Raw genomic sequence first — 18872 nt, 5'->3', positions numbered from 1 at the left:
CTCCTGCGGACGGTGTCCGGCCCGGCAAACCGGCCGCCGCCGGAAGGCAGGACGCACCCCGGGAACCGGACGCGGAACACGCCGGACGGCGTCAGAGCCTTTTCACCCGCGCCAGTTCGATGCGCGAGCGCGTCGTGCGGAGGATGCGCAGTTGCAGATCGCCGATCACGACGGTCTCCCCGGCCGAGGGAATCCCCTCGTAATTGTAGATGATGAAGCCCGCCAGCGTGTCGTACTCCCGGCTCTCCTCGATACCCAGCCCGTATTTTTCGTTGAGGTACTTCACCTCCAGCCGGCACGACAGCACGTATTCGTCCTCCCCGACCCGCTTTTCCGTCAGGTCGGGAATGTCGTGCTCGTCCTCGATTTCTCCGAAGATCTGTTCCAGCACGTCCTCGAGCGAGATCACCCCCGCCGTGCCGCCGAACTCGTCGATCACCACGGCGATGTTCGACCGGTGCTTGATGAAATTCTCCAGCACGGATTGCAGGGGCATCGTCTCGGGCACGAAATTGACCTCCATCATCACGTCGGCGACCTGTGCCGGACGCGTGAAGAGGCTCTTCGAATTGACGTACCCCACGATGTTGTCGATCGACCCGCGCCAGACGAAAATCCGCGAATACTTCGAATCGACGAAACGCGCGGTGAGCTGCCCGATCGAGGTCTCCTCGATGTCCACCGCCTCGATGTCCACGCGCGGAACCATGCAGTCGCGGACGCGCAGGTCGGCGAAGTCCAGCGCATTCTGGAAAAGTTTCAGTTCGTTGTCCGGCTCGGCGTGCTGCTCCGTATTGTTCGCCTCGAGCAGGGCGGCCAGGTCCTCGCGGTTGAAGCTCGGCGTGATGTCCTGCTCCTTGACGCGCCGCCCCAAAAGGCGCAGGATGCCGTGCGAGAGCAGCGTCGTGAAGCGCGCCAGCGGATAGAGCAGAATGTAGAAGAAGTAGATCGCCGGCGCCAGGGCGCGGTAGTAGAAATTGGGATTGTTCTTGAAGATCGACTTGGGCAGGAACTCCGCGACGAAGATGATGACGAGCGTCGATACGGCCGTATCGAGCGCCACGGAGCCTTCGAGGGCCAGCGACTCCCATCCCAGAGCGCCGTAGGTCTCCCGCAGCAGGAGCGACATGGCCAGCGAATAGACCACCAGCGCAATGTTGTTGCCCACGAGGATCGTCGTGATGTACTGCCCCGGATGGCGGGAGAAGACCTCGGCGATGCGGTCGAACATCCGGCTCTGCTTCCGGTCGATCTCGAGTTTCAGGCGGTTCTTGCTCGTGAAAGCGATCTCCATGCCCGAAAAGAAGGCCGACAGCAGCAGCATCGCAAATATGAGAATGACAATCGAAAGCATCGCTACCGGGTTTCGGATTTCAGGGATTCGACCGGACGCACGCCCTCCGCCGGAACCTCCGCCGCCGGGGTCTCGGCCGCCTGCACGGGTACGGCATCTCCGGACTGTCCGAGCGGCCGGAGCTGAGCCTTCGACACCTGCAACGGCTGCGGCTCCTGCCCGGCTGCGGGAAACCGGACCGCTTCGGACGCACGCGCCTTTCCGGACGGACGCTCCGGAGCGGAATCCGTCAGCCGCGGCCTCTCCGGTCCGGCATCCGAACGGCGGACCGCCGTCCGCCGCGGCTCCCCGCCGCTGCCGGATTTTACTCCGCCGGACGATTCCTCTTTCGGATCAGGCCCGCCCGCCGCACCGTTACCGGCGACGTCCGCAGCCCCCGCGGGAGCCGGCGCCGACGCCGTCGAGTCGGGCGAATTCTTCATCTCGACCTCCATGCGCCCCTTCATGCGGCGGAAACGCCACTCCTTGAACGAAGCGTCCGACTCGAAGCCCTCGCCGATGAATACGTCGCGGCCGTTGTTCTGCACGATCTTCGAATCGACGTTCGAATAGACCTTGTCCGTCTGGGCGTTCCAGAAGAGCTGCTGGGTGTAGAGCGTCTTGCCGTCGGACTTCTCGACCACGACATTGCCCTTGGCCTCCCACAGCTCGCGCTTCTCGTAATAGATGGCGTAATTGGCCGTCAGCACCGCATCCACCGTCGAGAGCGAATCGTCCTTGTAGGTCGTGATCCGGATGCCCCTGCGAAATTCGCGGTACGGTTCGCGGGCCAGCGTGTAGCCTTCGAGCTGCGGCGCCGTGAAGTGGTACGACCGACGGCCGTTGCGCGACATGATGATCGAGAGGCTGTCGCTGTACTCGGTCATCATCGTCTCCACGGAGCCCTCCGGAGGCGTCTCCCGCTCCGCACAGGAGAATAGCAAGATAGCACTCCCCGCAACGGAGAGTGCTACCCTACCATATTTCGTCAGGCGTTTTTCCATCTACAACGCGGAACTGTCCGCTTTAGCGGGGACGCACCGTCGTGGTGACACCGGCAGCCGTGCCGCAGGTGACCGTATAACGCGCCCCGGACTGCAGCTCGTTGAAGAAACACTCCTCGGAGCTGGGGAAGTTGTTGCGGAAGGTCGAAAGCGCGCTCTTGGCGTGCTCGAGGTATTCCGAATCGCTCGGCAGCAGCTCGACGGCCTTCGACATCGTGTCGTAAGCGGCCCAGAAGGTAGCCTGCCCGGCGAAACCGCCGCAGGAAGCGGCCGAAAGGCCGTAGCACTGCGCCAGCACGAAGTAGGGCACGCCGTCCTCGGGATTCAGGTCGCGGGCCTGACGTGCGGCCGCGGCGGCTCCCGAAACATCGTTGGCGGCCAGGCCGACCAGGCCGATGCGGGCCAGCAGCTTCTGACGCTCGGCATCATCCTTCTCCACGGCCAGCGCCTCGTTCAGATAGGTCATGGCCTTCGCATAGTCGTGCTTGTTCTGGAAAACCTGGGCCAGCGACAGCGCCGTATTGGACGACGGCTTCACCGCATAGAACTTCTCGGCCGTCGCCAGGAAGAAATCGCTGCTGCAATCGGCACGCGACATCAGCGCCACGGCCTGCGCGAGCAGCGCCTCGTCGTCGGGAGCGGCGGCCAGCTTGGCGCCGAAGAGCTTCTCCAGGTTCTCGCAGCTCGCGGCGCCACTCACGCCGAACGCCGTGTCGAACTGGCCCTTCATCTCCGCAGCCTCGGGATGCTTCTCGAAGAACTGCGAAAGCCGGTCGTACTCGGCGATCACCTCGTCGGGCATCACCTCGTCGGTGTTCTTGTAGTCGTCGCAGAGGTTCGAGAAGTAGGCCACCACGGTCTCCGGATCGGCGTTGTCGCCGCCGGCCTCGAGGGCCTCGCGGAACGCCTTGCGGATGCCGGCGCGGTCGTTGGGCTTATAGGCCAGGTACTCGCGGGCCTTCTGGTCGAGGATGAAGGCGAGCCCCTGCTTGGCGTTGTCGCCGAAATACTTGGCGCGCAGGTCATAGATCTGCATCAGCGAGTCGATATAGGCGTTCTTCTCGGTCACGTTCTTGGCACGGTTGATCTTCTGCTTGTAAACATTGGCGCCGCGCTGGTAGATGGCCACCGAAGCGTCGGGGCAACTGTTGAGCAGGTCGCGCAGGTAACGGGCGGCCGCATCGTAATCGCGGTTGTCGTACGACTCCTTCAGGAAATTGCTGTTCAGAATGTTCTTCTCCCGCTCTTCCGGGGTGTCGCCCCATTTCGCGTACTGGGGGCCACTGAAATCCTGTTGTGCCATCGCAGCCACAGCGAACAGCGTACAGGCCGCGGAAAGCAGAAATTTAACGTTTTTCATCGGTCAGATTAATTTTTGTGCGTTTTATGTTTGTTTTTTGTTTACCTGTCCGTATTCGTTTGCCGGCTCCGTCCCGGTTAATCGTACTTGGGCCGCGAGAACCAGTACTCGCCGTTCTCCTGGGCTCCGGCGAAGAGCGTGAAGCCCACGGCGAACTTGAAGTACTGCTGCCGCACCAGTCCGACGCGCTCGGCGACGTTATACCCGCGGCGGCCGTACTCCACGCCCACGTCGATCGAAGAGATCGCCCAGAGCTTCACGGGAATGCCGAATCCGGCGGTCACGGCATACTGCGCGAGCCGGTCGCCGTTGAAGGTCTGGTTGTGGTAACCGTAACGGAATCCCGCCCGGTAGGACCAGCGCTTGAGGAAACTACGCACGTCGTAGCGCGACGGCGTGTACTCCACGCCCACCTTGAACGTGCTCGTATTGGTATAGGCCACCTCGTAGGAGGTTCTTGCGTCGCCCGAGCCGCTCACGCCCGTCATTTCGGTCGCGGTGTTGCTGTCGCCCCAGTTCTGGTAGGCGTAATCCACGCCCACGGCCCACTTGGCCGTCTGGTAGTAGATGCCGGCCGAAAGCTGCCGCGGCAGCACCATCTTCAGATGCGTCGTGTCGCCCTTGACCGTCGTATTGTAAATGTCGCCGACATAGATGCGCTTCGTCACCTCGGGATTCAGGTCGCCGCCGATGTCGAACGCCGCGCCGATCGTGAGGATGCGCTTCTGGGTCAGCACGGGGCTCCACTGCACGCCGACCTGCCCCTTGACGCTCGAAATGCTGTAATTGTCCAGTCCCACCGACGAAGTGTAGGTTCCCTCGCCCGTGATGGCCGTCGGCGTCATCGTGAAGGTGCGGTCGATGCTGCCCCAGTAGTATTGCGCGGCCACGCCGACCGAGAAGTTCTTGAACACCTCCCAGCCCAGGCCGAGCTTGACCTCCGTCACGTCGCCCTCGCCTTCGTAGTTGTACTGCACGCGCCCGACGTTGCCCCACACGGGATCCGACGGGTCGTACTCGTGGTAATACTTGGTCCGGTAACCCACCGAACTGTACGGCGTGAGGCTGAACCCCAGACCGAGTTTCCGCGCCACGGGCATCTGAAAGGCGATGTCGTGGAAATTGAACGTATTGTAAGCCGTGCTTTTCGACTGCCCGGCCACCGTCTGCGAGTTGTAGTAGTTCTGCCCCTCCAGCCCGAAGTTGAAGAGGAACGTCTTCTGCGGAATCGAACTGTACGCCGCCGGATTGAGCAGATTGACGACTCCCGTCGAACGCATCGCGACACCCACGCCGCCCATCGAACGCATCGGCAGCGTACCCGGAGTGTTCAATTCGCCGATGCCGTACATCGTATAGGGGGAAAAGGCGTTTATGCTGCTCGTCTGCGCCCATACGGCGGCGGGAAAGAGCGCCGCGGCCGCGACGAGAAGCTTAATCAAGGTGTTCTTCACTTGCATTGTACTCTAAAATTCTGTTCAATCCCCAAAAGACGAGATTACAATTTGCAAATATCGTATTTTTAATTCTTTTCGCAAAGAAATTCGTGTCCCCTCCGGTAAAAATTACGCACAAATCCTCAATTTCGCCCTGCATGCGGGCGATATAACCCTCGATTTCGAAGGCCAGCGAATTCATCACCCCGAGGCGCACGGCCTCGTCGGTGGTCCGCCCGAGCAGCTCCGCGGAATCGGTGGCGTCGCACAGCGGCAGCGCGGCCGTGTATTCGTGCAGCGCGCGGAACCGCATCGCCATACCAGGCGAGATGCAGCCGCCGCGGAACACGCCGTCGGCCGAGACGAAATCCAGCGTCACGGCCGTCCCGAAATCGACGATCAGCGCATTGCGTCCCGGGTAGAGCGTCGCGGCTCCCACGGCCGCCGCCAGCCGGTCGCGGCCCAGCGTCGCGGGCGTGAGGTAGGCGTTGCCGATCGGCACGGGCGTCGCCGGAGTGAACTCCAGCAGGTAACCCGTATGCCGCCGCACCGCCTCCACGATCGCCGGAGCTTCGCCCCGCGTCGAAGCGACGACGGCCCGCGCGGCCCGCGCGCCGCCGAGCAGCCCGGCGAAGGTCTCTTCCCGCAGCTCTCCGACGCACTGCTGCGCCACGAGCCGGCCGCCGTCGAAAACGGCGAGTTTGAGGAGCGTATTGCCTATATCGACGACGAGATTCATAACTCCCGGAGCGTTTTGTAGGCGTCCTCGACGTCTTTGACATTCCTAACGGTCATCGCCAGCCGATTATTGTGCTGCTTGAGCACGAATCGGTCGGGGCGCTGCGTAACGCGCTGCAACAGTTGCATGAAGGTATCGCTTTTGTAATAGGGCGAATTTTCCTCGCCCACGAAATGCACGATCATCAGTCCGTTCTTGACCTTCACCCGCTCCATGCCCAGCCGGATGGCCTCCCAGCGGAGCCGCACCACGTTGAGCAGCTCCTTCGCGGCGCGCGGCAGCGGACCGAAGCGGTCCGCCAAGCGGCTTTCGAAGGCTTCGAGCGCCGCCTCGTCCTTCGTCGAGTCCAGTTCGCGGTAGAGTTTCAGGCGCTCGGCCTGCTGCGCCACGTAGCCGTCCGGCAGCGAAGCCTCCACCTCGATCTCGATATGGGCGTCGTCGATGAAACGCAGTTGCTCGACCGCCTGCCGCTCCGCGGCGTCGAGTCCCGGAAGCTCCAGCCCCTCGGCCCGCAGTTCGGCGACGGCCTCCTGCATGATCTTCTGGTAGGTCTCGAAACCGATGTCGGCGATGAATCCGCTCTGCTCGGCCCCCAGCAGGTTGCCCGCGCCGCGGATGTCGAGGTCCTGCATGGCGATATTGAATCCCGACCCGAGGTCCGAGAACTCCTCGATGGCCCGGAGCCGGCGCCGCGCGTCGGGCGACAGCAGCTCCTCGGGCGGCGACAGCAGGTAGCAGTAGGCCTTCTGGTTCGAACGTCCCACGCGGCCGCGCAACTGGTGCAGGTCGCTCAGTCCGAAGTGCTGGGCGTTATTGACGATGATCGTATTGGCGTTGGGAATGTCGATGCCGTTCTCGACGATCGTCGTCGAAACCAGCACGTCGAATTCCCCGTAGATGAAGTCCATGATGAGCCGTTCGAGCTGTTCGGCAGGCATCTTGCCGTGTCCGACGGCCACGCGGGCCTTCGGACAGAGGCGCGTGACCATCCCCTGCAAGGTCTGCAAGTCCTCGACCCGGTTGTGGACGAAATAGACCTGCCCGCCGCGCGCCAGCTCCCTCTCGACGGCGTCGCGGACGATCTCCTCCGAGAAGACGTGCGACTCGGTGAGGATCGGCTGCCGGTTGGGCGGCGGCGTGGAGATCACCGACAGGTCGCGCGACCCCATGAGCGAGAATTGCAGCGTGCGCGGGATGGGCGTGGCGGTGAGCGTCAGCGTATCGACCGAAACGCTCATTTCGGTCAGCTTCTCCTTGGCCGCGACGCCGAACTTCTGCTCCTCGTCGATGATGAGCAGCCCCAGGTCGCGGAAGACGACCTGCCGGCCCAGCATCTTGTGCGTGCCGATTAGGATGTCGATCTTCCCCGCGGCCAGGTCGGCGCAGATCTGCTTCACCTCCCGGGACGATTTCGTGCGGTTGAGATACTCCACCCGCACCGGGAAGTCGCGCAGCCGCTCCATGAAGGAGCGGTAGTGTTGCAGGGCGAGGATCGTCGTGGGGACCAGCACGGCGACCTGCTTGCCGTCCACGGCGGCCTTGAACGCCGCGCGGATGGCCACCTCGGTCTTGCCGAATCCCACGTCGCCGCACACGAGCCGGTCCATCGGCTGGTCCGACTCCATGTCCTTCTTGACGGCCGCCGTCGCCGCCTGCTGGTCGGGCGTGTCCTCCCAGCGGAACGACGCCTCCAGCTCGTGCTGCAGGTAGCTGTCCGGCGAGAAGGCGAACCCCTTCGAAGCCTTGCGCTTGGCGTAGAGCGCGATGAGCTGGCGCGAGATGTCCTTGACGGCCTTCTTGGTGGCGTTCTTGAGCTTCTGCCAGGCGCCGCTGCCGAGCTTATAGACCTTCGGAGGCTCCCCGTCGCCCGACTTGTAGCGCGCGATGCGGTGCAGCGAATGGACGTTCACGAACAGCACGTCACCGTCCTTATAGACGAGCTTGATCGCCTCGTGCGTCTTGCCGTTCTCCTCGATCTTCACCAGCCCGTCGAAACGCCCCACGCCGTGATCGATGTGCACCACGTAGTCGCCCGGGCGCAACTGGTTCAGCTCGGCGACGGTCATCTGCTCGTCGCGCCGGATCTCGCCGTTGATGCGGTAGCGCTGGTAGCGGTCGAAAATCTGGTGGTCGGTGTAGAGGCACAGCTTCAGGTCGTTGTCCGCGAACCCCTCGTGGAGGGTCACCGGCAGCGACCGCACGACGGCCTGTCCGCGGCCGATCTGGTGGAAGATGTTCTCCAGCCGTTCGACCTGCGCCTTGTTCTCCGAAAGAATATAGGTGTCGTATCCCCGCAGGGCGTTGCGGATCATGTCGTCGGCGAGCATCTCGAAATTCTTGTTGAACTTCGGCTGCGGCGCCGTCGAAAAGCGCACCGTCGCCGTGGCGGGCCGCTCCGGCAGGTTGTCGCGCAGCAGCAGGAGCCGCGCCCCTGCCAGATCGGCCAGCAGGCCGTTGCGGCTGGTCAGCAACGAATCCGCCTCCTCGGGACGCTCCATGTCCGCGAGCGTTTTGCGCCGCACGTCGTTCACCCGGCGCAGCACGTAGTCCGCATCGTAGAACCACCATGCGGCCTGCGGCCCGGCGAACTGCGCGAGGGAGACGCGCGCGCCGCTCCGCGCGGCGTTCAGGTCGGGGATGATCTCCACGCGGTCGAGCCTGTCCGACGAGAGCTGGCTCGATATGTTGAACCGCCGGATCGAATCGACCTCGTCGCCGAAGAAGTCCAGACGGTAGGGTTTGCTCTCCGAGTAGGAGAAGACGTCCACGATGCCGCCGCGCACGGAGTACTGCCCGGGTTCATAGACGAAATCCACGCGCGTGAAATCCGCATCGGCCAGCTCCTGCTCGAGCACCTCGATCGAGAAGCGGTCCCCGACGCGCACGGCGATCGTCCCGCGCCGCAGCGCCTCCGCATCCGCGACCCGTTCGGCCAGCGCCTCGGGATAGGTGCAGACCACCAGATAGCCCGCTCCGGAAAAACTCCGCAGGGCGTTCATCGTCGCCGTGCGCTGCACGACGCCCTGCGCATCCTCCGCACCGTTGGCAGCCGAATGCTTGTAGGAGGAGGGAAAGAAGCAGACGCGCTCTTCGTCCAGCAGGTTGTAGAAGTCGTTCACGAGGTAGGCCGCCGCGTCGCGGTCCTCGGCGACGAAGAGGTGCACGCCCCCCGTCCGCGCGACCGCCGCGGAGGCATAAAACGAGAGCGCCCCGCCGACCAGCTCCTCGAGATGGACGACGGCACGTTCGCTCCTGTATTCGCGGCACAACGCGCCGAGGGGTTTCGACCCGGCGGCGAACTGCGCCAATTGCTCACGGACGGTCATGGATGACACTTCGAATCGGACCGGTCGCCGGAAAATCGCCGGGACTCCGGATACCGGAGGCCGGTCTTCCGCCGCCAGCCTCCGGCCCCGTGCGGCGGCCTCCCGCCCGCACACGCGCCGGCCCGGCAGGGCGGAAATTCCCGGAAGCCCGACGACAGGCCCGAATTATTTGTTTATCAAATCGTTATCATTCTTATCGTGGTAATGCACCTCGACGATGCCGGTGCTCTGGTCCTCGGCGATCTCGATCCGCACCTTGTATTTCCACTCCCAGCGGCGGCGCAGCGAAATCAGGCCCTTCCTGAGGAAAGCCGCCACATAGGGGCTGACCACCAGCTTGATGAACTTGTGGCCGCGGTCCTGCGTGAGAAACGAAATCTGATTCTCGATCTTCTTGTCGAGCAGCACCGTCGGCTCGATCTTGCCCGTGCCGTTGCACGTCGGGCAGACGTCCGAAACGCTCTCCACGGCCACGGGGCGCACCCGCTGGCGCGTGATCTGCATCAGTCCGAACTTCGTGAGCGGCAGCACGGTGTGCTTGGCCTTGTCGGTGGCCATCAGCTTCACCATCTCGTCGTAGAGCGCCTGTTTGTTCTGCGCCTTGTGCAGGTCGATGAAGTCGATGATGACGATGCCGCCCAGGTCGCGCAGCCGCAGTTGCCGGGCGATCTCCTTCGCCGCGGCCAGGTTCACGTCCATCGCGGTCTGCTCCTGGTTGTCCTCGGCCTTGGTGCGGTTGCCCGAATTGACGTCGATGACGTTCATGGCCTCCGTATGCTCGATGATGAGGTAGGCGCCGCGCCGGAGCGAGACGTACTTGGCGAAGAGCGACTTGATCTGCTTCGAGATGTCGAAGTTGTCGAAAATGGGGACCTTGCCCTTGTAGAGCTTGACGATCTTCACCTTCTCGGGGTCGATCTGCTTGATGTAGTTGCGGATCTCGTTGTACATGGCCTCGTCGTCCACGGCGATCTGCGAGAAGGAGCCGTTGAGCGAGTCGCGGATGATCGTGTTGGCGCGGTTCATCTCGCTCATCAGCTGGTCGGGGGCCGTATGCTTGCGGATGGCCGCCACGGTCTTGCGCCAGCGGTCGATCTGCGTCTGGATGTCGTGCTCGATGTCCTCGTCCCGGGCCTCCATGGCGGCCGTGCGGATGATGACGCCGAAATTCTTCGGAAGCACCGCCGCCGCGATGCGCTTGAGGCGCTTCTTCTCCTCCGCCGAACGGATCTTCTGCGAAAGGAAGACCTTCGACGAGAAGGGGACCAGCACCACGTTGCGGCCGGCGAGCGAAATGTCGGCCGTCAGGCGCGGTCCCTTGGTTGAAATGGCCTCCTTGGCCACCTGCACCATGATCTGCTGCCCCACCTGGAGGTAGTCGCCGATCTTGCCCTCCTTCTCCACCGGCGCCTCGAGCTTCATGCTCTCGACGCGCAGGCCCCGCTTGCCGGGCTGCTGCGAGGCGACGAGCTTCTGCAACGAGCGGAACTGTCCGCCCAGGTCGAGGTAGTGGATGAAGGCGTCCTTCTCGTGCCCTATATTGACGAATGCCGCGTTGAGCCCCGGCATGATCTTACGCACCTTCCCGAGGTAGATGTCCCCCACGGAAAACCCCGTCTGACACTGCTCCTTGTTGAGCTCGACGAGCACCTTGTCCTCGCACAGGGCGATGGAGATCTCGGCCGGGGTGACGCTAACGATTAACTCTCTGTTCATATATCGTGTGCCGCGCCGGCCCTCCGGCGGGCGCGGAATGCTGAAAAAATTAGTATCGTACCGCCTGATAGGAATGGAGCGGCGGCAGGCTCCAATATCTGCTGAAAATCAACGCACCGTGCGTGCGTACGGCGAAAGCCGGAGGAGCGGCGCGACCGCTCGGAAATAAATAGGTAAAGCTAAAAGAGCCCTGCTCCTTTAGCTTTATCCCGTTAGTACAGCGCTACCCTACTTTTTCTTGTGACGGTTCTTGCGAAGACGTTTTTTACGCTTGTGGGTAGCCATCTTGTGACGCTTATGCTTCTTTCCGTTTGGCATAGTCCTTAAAAAATTTTAGAGGTTCTTATTTTTACTTCACCTTCTCTGCGAAGCTCTTGGCGGGCTTGAAAGCAGGGATGTTATGTTCGGGAATAGTGATGGTCGTGTTCTTGGAGATGTTGCGGGCTACCTTCTTGGCGCGTTTCTTCACGATGAAACTGCCGAAGCCGCGGAGATACACGTTGTTCTTCTGGGTCAGCGACGTCTTGATGCTCTCCATGAAAGCCTCGACGATAGCCTGCACCTGCACCTTCTCCACGCCGGTGCTCTTCGCGATTTCGCTTACGATATCTGCCTTTGTCATAATTATGTGGTTTTATTGAGTTTAACCTGAGATTCGGAGTGCAAATATACACTTTATTTGTATTTCCGCCAACAAACGGTCGTTTTTTTCATTTTTTTTCATCCGCGTCCTACTTTCCACGCTTACAATGCGATAACAAATATCGGGCAAAACCCGCAGAAAAACCGAAATATCCCGTTTCCGCCGCCGGAAGGACCGCTCCGGACTTCCCGCCCGGAATCGAGCAACTCGCTGGCGCACAACGCCATGACCGTCCGAACGGCGAAAATCGCGCCGGCGGTCCAATAAACCGCCCGGTTTTTGCGTTTGAGAGGTAAAATCACTATTTTTGCGAATCCCAATCACGACAGCGCTATGGTCAAAATACTCTGGGTGGACGACGAAGTGGAACTGCTGAAACCGCACGTGCTGTTTCTCACGCAGAAAGGCTACGAGGTGGACACCTGCAACAACGGATACGACGCGATAGACATGGCCTCCGAAGGGGCCTACGACCTGATTATCCTCGACGAGATGATGCCCGGTATGACCGGACTCGAAACCCTGCCCAAGATCAAGGAGGTGCGCCCGACGACACCCGTCATCATGGTCACCAAGAGCGAGGAGGAGAACATCATGGACAAGGCCGTGGGATCGAAGATCGCCGACTACCTCATCAAGCCCGTGAATCCCAATCAGGTGCTGCTCTCGATCAAGAAGAACGTCCACCAGCAGCAGCTCGTCACCGAGCAGACCACGGCCGACTACCGCTCGGAGTTCGGGCGCATCACCTCGTCGCTCCAGTTGGCCGAGACGTTCCAGGACTGGTGTTCGATCTACCGCCGGCTCACCGGCTGGGAGATCGAGCTTTCGGAATCCTCGGACCGGAGCATCCGCGAGGTGCTCTCCTACCAGAGCGTCGAGGCCAACCAGGAGTTCTGCAAATTCGTCCGCCGCAACTACTACAACTGGATCAACCGCCGCACGGAGGACACGCCCACGATGTCGCATACGCTCATGCGGACGAAAATCTTCCCCGTGGCCGACGAGAATCCCAAGACGACGCTGCTGCTGATCGACAACTTCCGCTACGACCAGTGGCGTTCGATCTCCTCGCTGCTGCGCGGCTACTACGACGTGGTGCAGGACGATTTCTACTGCGCCATCCTTCCCACGGCCACGCAATACGCCCGCAACGCCGTCTTCGCCGGGCTGATGCCGCTGGCCATCGACAAGCTGATGCCCCAGAAGTGGCTCAACGACAACGAGGAGGGCGGCAAGAACCAGTACGAGGAGGAGTTCCTCCGGCGCCTGATGCAGCAGAACGGCAAACAGTGGCGTTTCTCGTTCGACAAGCTCGTGCGCCCGGAACAGGGCCGCAAGCTGGTGGACAACATCCAGAAGGTTTACGACGCCGACTTCTCGGTGATCGTTTACAACTTCCTCGACATCCTCTCCCACGCGCGGACCGAGACGGACATCATCCGCGAGCTCACGGAGGACGACGCGGCGTTCCGCTCGCTGACCCGCTCGTGGTTCGAGCACTCGGACCTCTACACCATCCTCAAACTGCTCTCCGAGCGGGGGCACACGGTGGTCATCACCTCGGACCACGGCACGGTCCGCGTGGACAACCCCGTGAAGGTCACCGGCGACCGCGAGACTTCGGCCAACCTGCGCTACAAGACGGGACGCAACCTGGCCTACAATTCGCGCGAGGTGTACGAGGTGCTCAACCCGAAGGACATCCAGCTGCCGTCGAGCAACCTCACTTCGAGCTACATCTTCGCCTACAACTCGGATTTCCTGATCTACAACAACGACGCCAACCGGCATATCCGCTACTACCGCAACACGTTCCAGCACGGCGGCATTTCCATGCAGGAGATGATCGTGCCCTACATCGTACTGAAACCCAAACAATAGCATGAGAACCATACACATCACATCGCAGGACGAACTGCCCGACGTGGCGCGGGCCGTCATCCGCTCGCTGGGGCGCCGCACGGTGGTCGCCTTCCGCGGCGGCATGGGGGCGGGCAAGACGACGCTCATCCGCGAGATCGTCGCCGCGCTGGGATCGGCGGACACCGTGACCAGCCCCACGTTCGCCATCGTCAACCAATACAAGGCCGGCAAAGAGCGTATCCACCACTTCGATTTCTACCGCATCGACGACCAGCGCGAGGCCTACGACTTCGGCTACGAGGAGTACTTCTACTCGGGCGACCTCTGCCTGGTGGAGTGGCCCGAGAAGATCGAACAGCTGCTCCCGGAGAACACGATGAACGTGCGCATCACCGCCGACAGCGACACGGCCCGCACGTTCGAGATCGACTGACCGGCCGCGGCCGGCCGGCAAGCGGAAATAGCGGAAAAATCGTTATCTTTGCCGCCACTATCCATTCACGCCATGCAGGAATACATCTCGCAACAACATCGGGTTCTGCTTCCCGCAGAACAGATCTACGCTGTAATCAGCCGTTTCGACAACCTGACGCCCGCCCTGGCCGACCGCGTCGAGGAGTGGCAGGCCGACGAGGAGCGCTGCTCGTTCAAGGCCAAAGGGTTCACCGTGAAGCTCCGTATGGAGGAGCGCATCGAGCCCAAACACGTGAAGATCGTGGGCGACGAGGGGGGCGTACCGATGGATTTCGCCTTCTGGATCCAGTTGCACAAGGTCTCGGAATACGACACCCGCCTGCGGCTGGTGCTGCACATCGAGCTGAACATGATGATGAAAATGATGATCGGCGGCAAACTGCAGAAAGCCGTGGATCAGATCGCCGAGGGGATCGCCAACGCCCTCAACGGCGTCCGGCCGGCCTGAACGGCCGCCGGTCCGTCGTGTCCATGAACGACTTCGGCCGCTTCGTCTCCTTCTTCCGTATCCCGTCCCGCAACCGGGGAGGGCGGCATACGCCCCACGACTCCGACCGGATCGCGGCCTAACGTCCATGCCCGGACGGCGGACGTTCTACGCCCGGATGCGGGCGCGACGAGGAGGCTCCGCCGTCCGGCGGTCTTCGGCGCAGGCGCCGCCCTGGCGGAGCGTCGCGGAGGACACCTCCGCCGGCCCGCAGGGCGGCGCCATGCCACGGCCGATTCCACGCGCCCTTCCGGATGCGCCCTTTCGGATCAGATGCGCGGCTTCTGCAACATGCGGATCACGAGCGACACGGCGTAGATCAGCAATGCATATACCAGCAGGATGAATGCTGCGCGGGAACCTCCCGCCAGCAGCGCGGGCGAAATATCCCCGGCCTGCTGTACGGCACGCATCGCCTCCGAATAGCCGATCAACATATAGACAAACGCGGTCACCGGCGCCAGCAACCCGATTTCCTTGACCCACGCGGGGGCTTTCCACGCGGCGAACAACAGACAGATCAGCTCGACGGTCAGGAGCGACATGCCCCACGGTCCGCCCTCGGAAAACAACTCGAACATAACGACAGATTTTTTTAAATAATGCGGGACCATTCCCTTCCGCAAAGATAGGGGACAAAGCGGCCGGACGGCGCAAAAAGGGGGCGTCGAATCCCGTTGTCGGGCGGTAGAAACCCGCCGACCGGCCTCCGCGCCCCGATCCGTCCGGCGAAGGGCTTCCGCCGAAAGGAGATTTTACCTATATTTGTAAGGACGCAAAATCCCCGCCCGCACATGAAACGCCTCTTCCCGATCTGCTGGTGGCCCGGCGCCGTCGGCTTCCTCGCCCTGCTGTTCGTCAGCCTGGGCCACCCCGCTCCGCGGGCGGTCGCCCTCGCCGTGCTCTTTCTGCCCGGCATGCTCTGCGCCCGCTATTTCCTGCCGCAACTCGCACCCGGCAGAGACCGGGAGCACATCCTCCATGCCGTCTGCCTCGCGCTGGCCGTTCTCTGCACCCAATACCTCTCGCTGCTGCTCGGACTGGCCCTCGTGCTCGACGCCTCCCCGGACGAGGTTCCCCCGCTGCTGCTGAACCCCTTCTTCCTGCTGCTGGTCCTCTCGGCCCTCGTCACACCCGGAATGGCCATCGAGAAATACCTGGAACGCCGGCAGCCCTACGACACGACGATCCGCTTCGTCTCCGAGCGGCGGAAGGTCGCGCTCGATCCCGGCGAAATCCGTTACGTGGAGTCGAACGACAGCGAAGTGCGGATCCACACCGTCTCGGGCGAGATCTACCGCACCAAGACGCGCATTTCGCAGTGGGAGGCGCAGCTCGACGGCCGCTTTCTGCGCATCCACCGCTCCTACATAGTCAATACGGAGCGGATCGACCGCTACCTCCCCTCGTACGTCCTCATCGGCGACGAACGGATCGACATCTCCCGCAAATACAAGGAGGAGGTCCGCCGCCGGCTGGGCGACGCATAGAACGCCTTCCGGCACGGAAGCGCCCCCCGGACCGGGAGCCGCCGCCTACTTCTCCATCGCCGCGGCCACACGACGGATCGTCGGGAAGGCGTCGCGCAGATGCTCCTCGCGCTCGGCGGGAGCGCACCACGACACCCTTTCGATCCCCTCCTCGGTCTGGGGCGCCGGAGTGCCGGCTCCCGCCGGACGCAGCCGGAACCAGTGCGTGCGCTTGAGCTCCCAGCGCGCGGTCTTCGCGAACCAGTAGGCGTGCAGCGTCTCGCACAAGGGCCGTTCGACCCGCGCGGCGATGCCCGTCTCCTCGGCGATCTCGCGCTCGGCGCAGGCGGCGAGGCTCTCGCCCGCCTCGAGGTGTCCCTTGGGCAGGTCCCAGCGGCCGTTGCGGCGGATCATCAGCCACTCCCCGCGGTCGTTCACCACCACGCCCCCGGCCGCCTCGACCGGGACGAATCCGGCGGCGAAAGCCCCGAAGGCGGCCCCGGGATCGGCCGCGACGACCGAAACGGAGTTGTGCGTTTCGAGAATTTTGAGTATCTTGTCGCGGTTCGGGCCGCACTCCGCGGCTACGGGAAACCCCTCCGCATCGGATGCGGAGGAGACGAACCGGAGGGTCTTATCGGCGAAATAAACGGTAGGATTCATCGTTCGAACGGATCATAATTCGGAACAAAAATAGCAATAAATGGGAAAACCTTTACGCAAATGAAAAAAATCATCCTGACGATGGCTATTGCAGTTGCGGGGCTGGGCGCGTGCGACAAGCGGCCGCAACCCCTTACGATCGACAATGCGCTGACGGCCGAAGAGATCGCGGCCGGCGTGCTGACGCCCGAGGTCATGTGGAAGATGAGCCGCGCGGGCGGCGCATCGCTCTCGCCCGACGGACGGACGCTCCTCTACCAGCAGACCGACTATTCGATGGCCGAGAACCGCGGCGTGACGACGATCCGCGTCGAGGACCTCGCCACGAAGACCGTCACCCCGCTCACGGACTTCTCGTCCAACAGCCTCTCCCCGCGCTGGAGCGCCGACGGAGGCAAAATCTACTTCCTCTCCGACCGCAGCGGTTCGATGCAGGTCTGGGAGATGGATGCCGCGGGCGGCAGCGTCCGCCAGCTCTCGGACTTCGACCGCGACGTGGAGGGCTTCGGCATCAGTCCCCGCGGCGACAAGGCGTGGTACGTGCAGCGCGTGCAGGTCGCCGCCCGCCGCTCGGCCGACATCCACAAGGACATGCCCGAATCCCGGGCGCGCATCTACGACGACCTGATGGTCCGCCACTGGGACTACTGGGACGAGGGCGAACACATGCACCTGTTCGTGGGCGACTTCGGTCCCGAAGGGCTGCGCCCCGGCACAGACATCGTGGGCGCCGACGCGGCGTGGGACGTGCCGCTGGCCCCCTACTTCGACATGGCCGAAATCGCCTGGAACAACGCCGGGACGCAACTGGCCTACACCTGCAAGCCGCTGACGGGCACGGCCTACGCCGTCTCGACCGACTCGGACATCTTCGTTTACGACCTGGCCGACGGCAGAACGCACAACATCTGCAAGCCGTTCGACGGCAAAGCACGCTACAACGCCGCGGCCGGGCACAAGCCCGCCATGCCCGGCTACGACAAATACCCCGTCTGGTCGCCCGACGACCGGAAGATCGCCTTCCTCTCGCAGCGGCGGGCCGGCAACGAATCGGACAAGTCGCGCCTGTTCCTCTACGACTGCCGGACGCACGCGATGCAGGACCTCACCGAGGATTTCGACTACAACGCCATGAACGTCCTCTGGGAGGGGAACGACCGGCTGTGGTTCATCGCCCCGATCGAGGCCACGCACCAGATCTGCCGCATCGCCCCCGACGAGGGCGAGGTCGAGGTCGTGACGAAGGGCGACCACGACATCGCGGCCTTCACGATGGCCGGGGAGCAGATCGTGGCCGAGCTCTCGACCATCTCCTCCGCCGCGGAGTTCTACACGGTGAACCCCGCGGACGGTGCGCTGACGCAGATTTCGGAGATCAACCGGGCGATCTACGACCGGATCCGCATGGGCGAGGTGCGGAAACGGTGGGTCGAGACCACCGACGGCAAGCAGATGCTCACGTGGGTGATCCTGCCGCCCGACTTCGACCCGGCGAAGAAATACCCCACGCTGCTCTACTGTCAGGGCGGCCCGCAGAGCGTCGTGTCGAACGGCTGGAGCTATCGCTGGAACTATCAACTGATGGCTGCGCAGGGCTACGTCGTCGTGGCGCCGAACCGCCGCGGCCTGCCCTCGTTCGGCCAGGAGTGGCTCGACCAGATCTCGGGCGACTACTCGGGACAGAACATCCGCGACTACCTCTCGGCCATCGACGACGTGGCGCGCGAGCCGTGGGCCGATGAAACGCGCATGGGATGCGTCGGCGCCTCGTACGGCGGCTATTCGGTCTATTTCTTGGCCGGACACCACGACAAGCGCTTCAAGGCCTTCATCGCCCACTGCGGCATCTTCGACTTCGACTCGATGTACGGCGAGACGGAGGAGCTGTGGTTCGTCAATAACGACTACGGAGGCTCCTACTGGGACAAGGAGAACCCCACGGCGATGCGCTCCTACGCCAACTCGCCCCACAAGTTCGCCGACCGTTGGGACACGCCCATCCTCATCATCACCGGCGAGCGCGACTACCGCATACCCTACACGCAGTCGCTCGAAGCCTTCACGGCCGCCCGCGTGCGGGGCATCCCGGCACGGCTGGTCGAGTTCCAGGACGAGGCGCACCAGGTGTTCAAGCCCCAAAATTCGCTGGTCTGGAACCGCGAGTTCTTCGGCTGGCTCGACAAATACGTGAAGTGACCCTCCGGAACGCTCCGGAACGACGATCCGGCCCTGCCGCAGCGCGCTGCGGCAGGGCCGCCGCCGTAAAAAGGGCGCCGCCGCACCGGTCCCGCCGCGCGAGCCGCTGAAAAGAAGCCCCGCAAAGCGGCGCGTTCGTGATGAAAAACCGCCGGTTCGT

15 protein-coding genes are annotated in these 18872 nt (G+C 62.9%); 5 read left to right on the top strand and 10 right to left on the bottom strand.

Annotated features, from left to right (window positions below; all coding sequences use genetic code 11):
- Positions 1-91 precede the first annotated feature (91 nt).
- The 8 genes from FME97_RS09325 to FME97_RS09290 all read right to left on the bottom strand — a co-directional run bounded on the left by FME97_RS09325 (position 92) and on the right by FME97_RS09290 (position 11536).
- Complete coding sequence (locus tag FME97_RS09325; protein ID WP_141429250.1) at positions 92-1354, bottom strand: hemolysin family protein; 1263 nt, start codon at positions 1352-1354, stop codon at positions 92-94.
- A 2-nt stretch (positions 1355-1356) separates the two neighbouring features.
- On the bottom strand, positions 1357-2337 hold the full coding sequence (lptC, locus tag FME97_RS12580; protein ID WP_232522862.1) for an LPS export ABC transporter periplasmic protein LptC: 981 nt from the start codon (positions 2335-2337) through the stop codon (positions 1357-1359).
- Positions 2338-2359: 22 nt separating this feature from the next.
- Entirely contained in the window at positions 2360-3697 is a 1338-nt protein-coding gene (locus tag FME97_RS09315) for a tetratricopeptide repeat protein (RefSeq protein WP_179954806.1), read from the bottom strand.
- 77 nt (positions 3698-3774) lie between these two features.
- On the bottom strand, positions 3775-5157 hold the full coding sequence (locus tag FME97_RS09310; RefSeq protein ID WP_179954805.1) for an OmpP1/FadL family transporter: 1383 nt from the start codon (positions 5155-5157) through the stop codon (positions 3775-3777).
- Positions 5132-5872 carry a type III pantothenate kinase gene (locus FME97_RS09305; protein ID WP_141429248.1) on the bottom strand — a complete coding sequence of 247 codons (741 nt, stop codon included), beginning with the start codon at positions 5870-5872 and terminating at the stop codon, positions 5132-5134. The genes FME97_RS09310 and FME97_RS09305 overlap by 26 nt, the downstream gene beginning before the upstream one ends.
- Positions 5869-9198, bottom strand: a complete 3330-nt coding sequence (mfd, locus tag FME97_RS09300; RefSeq protein WP_141429245.1) for a transcription-repair coupling factor — start codon at positions 9196-9198, stop codon at positions 5869-5871. The genes FME97_RS09305 and mfd overlap by 4 nt, the downstream gene beginning before the upstream one ends.
- Before the next feature lie 165 nt (positions 9199-9363).
- Positions 9364-10914, bottom strand: coding sequence for an Rne/Rng family ribonuclease (locus tag FME97_RS09295; protein ID WP_141429244.1), 1551 nt, complete (start codon positions 10912-10914; stop codon positions 9364-9366).
- Positions 10915-11263: 349 nt separating this feature from the next.
- Positions 11264-11536, bottom strand: coding sequence for an HU family DNA-binding protein (locus tag FME97_RS09290; RefSeq protein WP_141429242.1), 273 nt, complete (start codon positions 11534-11536; stop codon positions 11264-11266).
- Positions 11537-11890: 354 nt separating this feature from the next.
- Here FME97_RS09290 and porX point away from each other — a divergent pair, with 354 nt between their 5' ends.
- From porX to FME97_RS09275, 3 genes are all read left to right on the top strand, one after another.
- Positions 11891-13441, top strand: a complete 1551-nt coding sequence (gene porX / locus FME97_RS09285; protein WP_141429240.1) for a T9SS response regulator signal transducer PorX — start codon at positions 11891-11893, stop codon at positions 13439-13441.
- A 1-nt stretch (position 13442) separates the two neighbouring features.
- Positions 13443-13856 (top strand): tRNA (adenosine(37)-N6)-threonylcarbamoyltransferase complex ATPase subunit type 1 TsaE, encoded by a 414-nt coding sequence (tsaE, locus tag FME97_RS09280; protein ID WP_141429238.1) that lies wholly within the window; start codon positions 13443-13445, stop codon positions 13854-13856.
- Between the two features lie 72 nt (positions 13857-13928).
- A complete protein-coding gene (locus FME97_RS09275) occupies positions 13929-14345 on the top strand; it encodes a polyketide cyclase (RefSeq protein WP_141430004.1) in 417 nt (138 codons plus the stop codon).
- A 308-nt stretch (positions 14346-14653) separates the two neighbouring features.
- Here FME97_RS09275 and FME97_RS09270 read toward each other — a convergent pair whose 3' ends face one another.
- Positions 14654-14965, bottom strand: a complete 312-nt coding sequence (locus FME97_RS09270; RefSeq protein WP_141429236.1) for a hypothetical protein — start codon at positions 14963-14965, stop codon at positions 14654-14656.
- 213 nt (positions 14966-15178) lie between these two features.
- On the opposite strand from FME97_RS09270, the gene FME97_RS09265 reads away from it, so the two are divergent.
- Complete coding sequence (locus tag FME97_RS09265) at positions 15179-15874, top strand: LytR/AlgR family response regulator transcription factor (protein ID WP_141429234.1); 696 nt, start codon at positions 15179-15181, stop codon at positions 15872-15874.
- Between the two features lie 45 nt (positions 15875-15919).
- Here the strand turns inward: FME97_RS09265 and FME97_RS09260 are convergent, their stop codons facing one another.
- Complete coding sequence (locus FME97_RS09260) at positions 15920-16516, bottom strand: NUDIX hydrolase (protein WP_141429233.1); 597 nt, start codon at positions 16514-16516, stop codon at positions 15920-15922.
- 60 nt (positions 16517-16576) lie between these two features.
- Between FME97_RS09260 and FME97_RS09255 the strand changes: the two genes are divergently transcribed.
- Positions 16577-18712 (top strand): S9 family peptidase, encoded by a 2136-nt coding sequence (locus FME97_RS09255; protein WP_141429231.1) that lies wholly within the window; start codon positions 16577-16579, stop codon positions 18710-18712.
- Positions 18713-18872 lie beyond the last annotated feature (160 nt).

It is taken from the genome of Alistipes dispar, assembly GCF_006542685.1.
GTDB classification, from domain to species: domain Bacteria; phylum Bacteroidota; class Bacteroidia; order Bacteroidales; family Rikenellaceae; genus Alistipes; species Alistipes dispar.
The sequence above is the reverse complement of the archived record's forward strand: the minus strand, read 5'-3'. Positions and strand labels throughout refer to the sequence as shown.

Excerpts from the sequence above, each read along its gene's own strand:
- FME97_RS09325 (WP_141429250.1), bottom strand. The coding sequence starts at position 1,354 with ATGCTTTCGATTGTCATTCTCATATTTGCGATGCTGCTGCTGTCGGCC.
- lptC (WP_232522862.1), bottom strand. The coding sequence starts at position 2,337 with ATGGAAAAACGCCTGACGAAATATGGTAGGGTAGCACTCTCCGTTGCG.
- FME97_RS09315 (WP_179954806.1), bottom strand. The coding sequence starts at position 3,697 with ATGAAAAACGTTAAATTTCTGCTTTCCGCGGCCTGTACGCTGTTCGCT.
- FME97_RS09310 (WP_179954805.1), bottom strand. The coding sequence starts at position 5,157 with ATGCAAGTGAAGAACACCTTGATTAAGCTTCTCGTCGCGGCCGCGGCG.
- FME97_RS09305 (WP_141429248.1), bottom strand. The coding sequence starts at position 5,872 with ATGAATCTCGTCGTCGATATAGGCAATACGCTCCTCAAACTCGCCGTT.
- mfd (WP_141429245.1), bottom strand. The coding sequence starts at position 9,198 with ATGACCGTCCGTGAGCAATTGGCGCAGTTCGCCGCCGGGTCGAAACCC.
- FME97_RS09295 (WP_141429244.1), bottom strand. The coding sequence starts at position 10,914 with ATGAACAGAGAGTTAATCGTTAGCGTCACCCCGGCCGAGATCTCCATC.
- FME97_RS09290 (WP_141429242.1), bottom strand. The coding sequence starts at position 11,536 with ATGACAAAGGCAGATATCGTAAGCGAAATCGCGAAGAGCACCGGCGTG.
- porX (WP_141429240.1), top strand. The coding sequence starts at position 11,891 with ATGGTCAAAATACTCTGGGTGGACGACGAAGTGGAACTGCTGAAACCG.
- tsaE (WP_141429238.1), top strand. The coding sequence starts at position 13,443 with ATGAGAACCATACACATCACATCGCAGGACGAACTGCCCGACGTGGCG.
- FME97_RS09275 (WP_141430004.1), top strand. The coding sequence starts at position 13,929 with ATGCAGGAATACATCTCGCAACAACATCGGGTTCTGCTTCCCGCAGAA.
- FME97_RS09270 (WP_141429236.1), bottom strand. The coding sequence starts at position 14,965 with ATGTTCGAGTTGTTTTCCGAGGGCGGACCGTGGGGCATGTCGCTCCTG.
- FME97_RS09265 (WP_141429234.1), top strand. The coding sequence starts at position 15,179 with ATGAAACGCCTCTTCCCGATCTGCTGGTGGCCCGGCGCCGTCGGCTTC.
- FME97_RS09260 (WP_141429233.1), bottom strand. The coding sequence starts at position 16,516 with ATGAATCCTACCGTTTATTTCGCCGATAAGACCCTCCGGTTCGTCTCC.
- FME97_RS09255 (WP_141429231.1), top strand. The coding sequence starts at position 16,577 with ATGAAAAAAATCATCCTGACGATGGCTATTGCAGTTGCGGGGCTGGGC.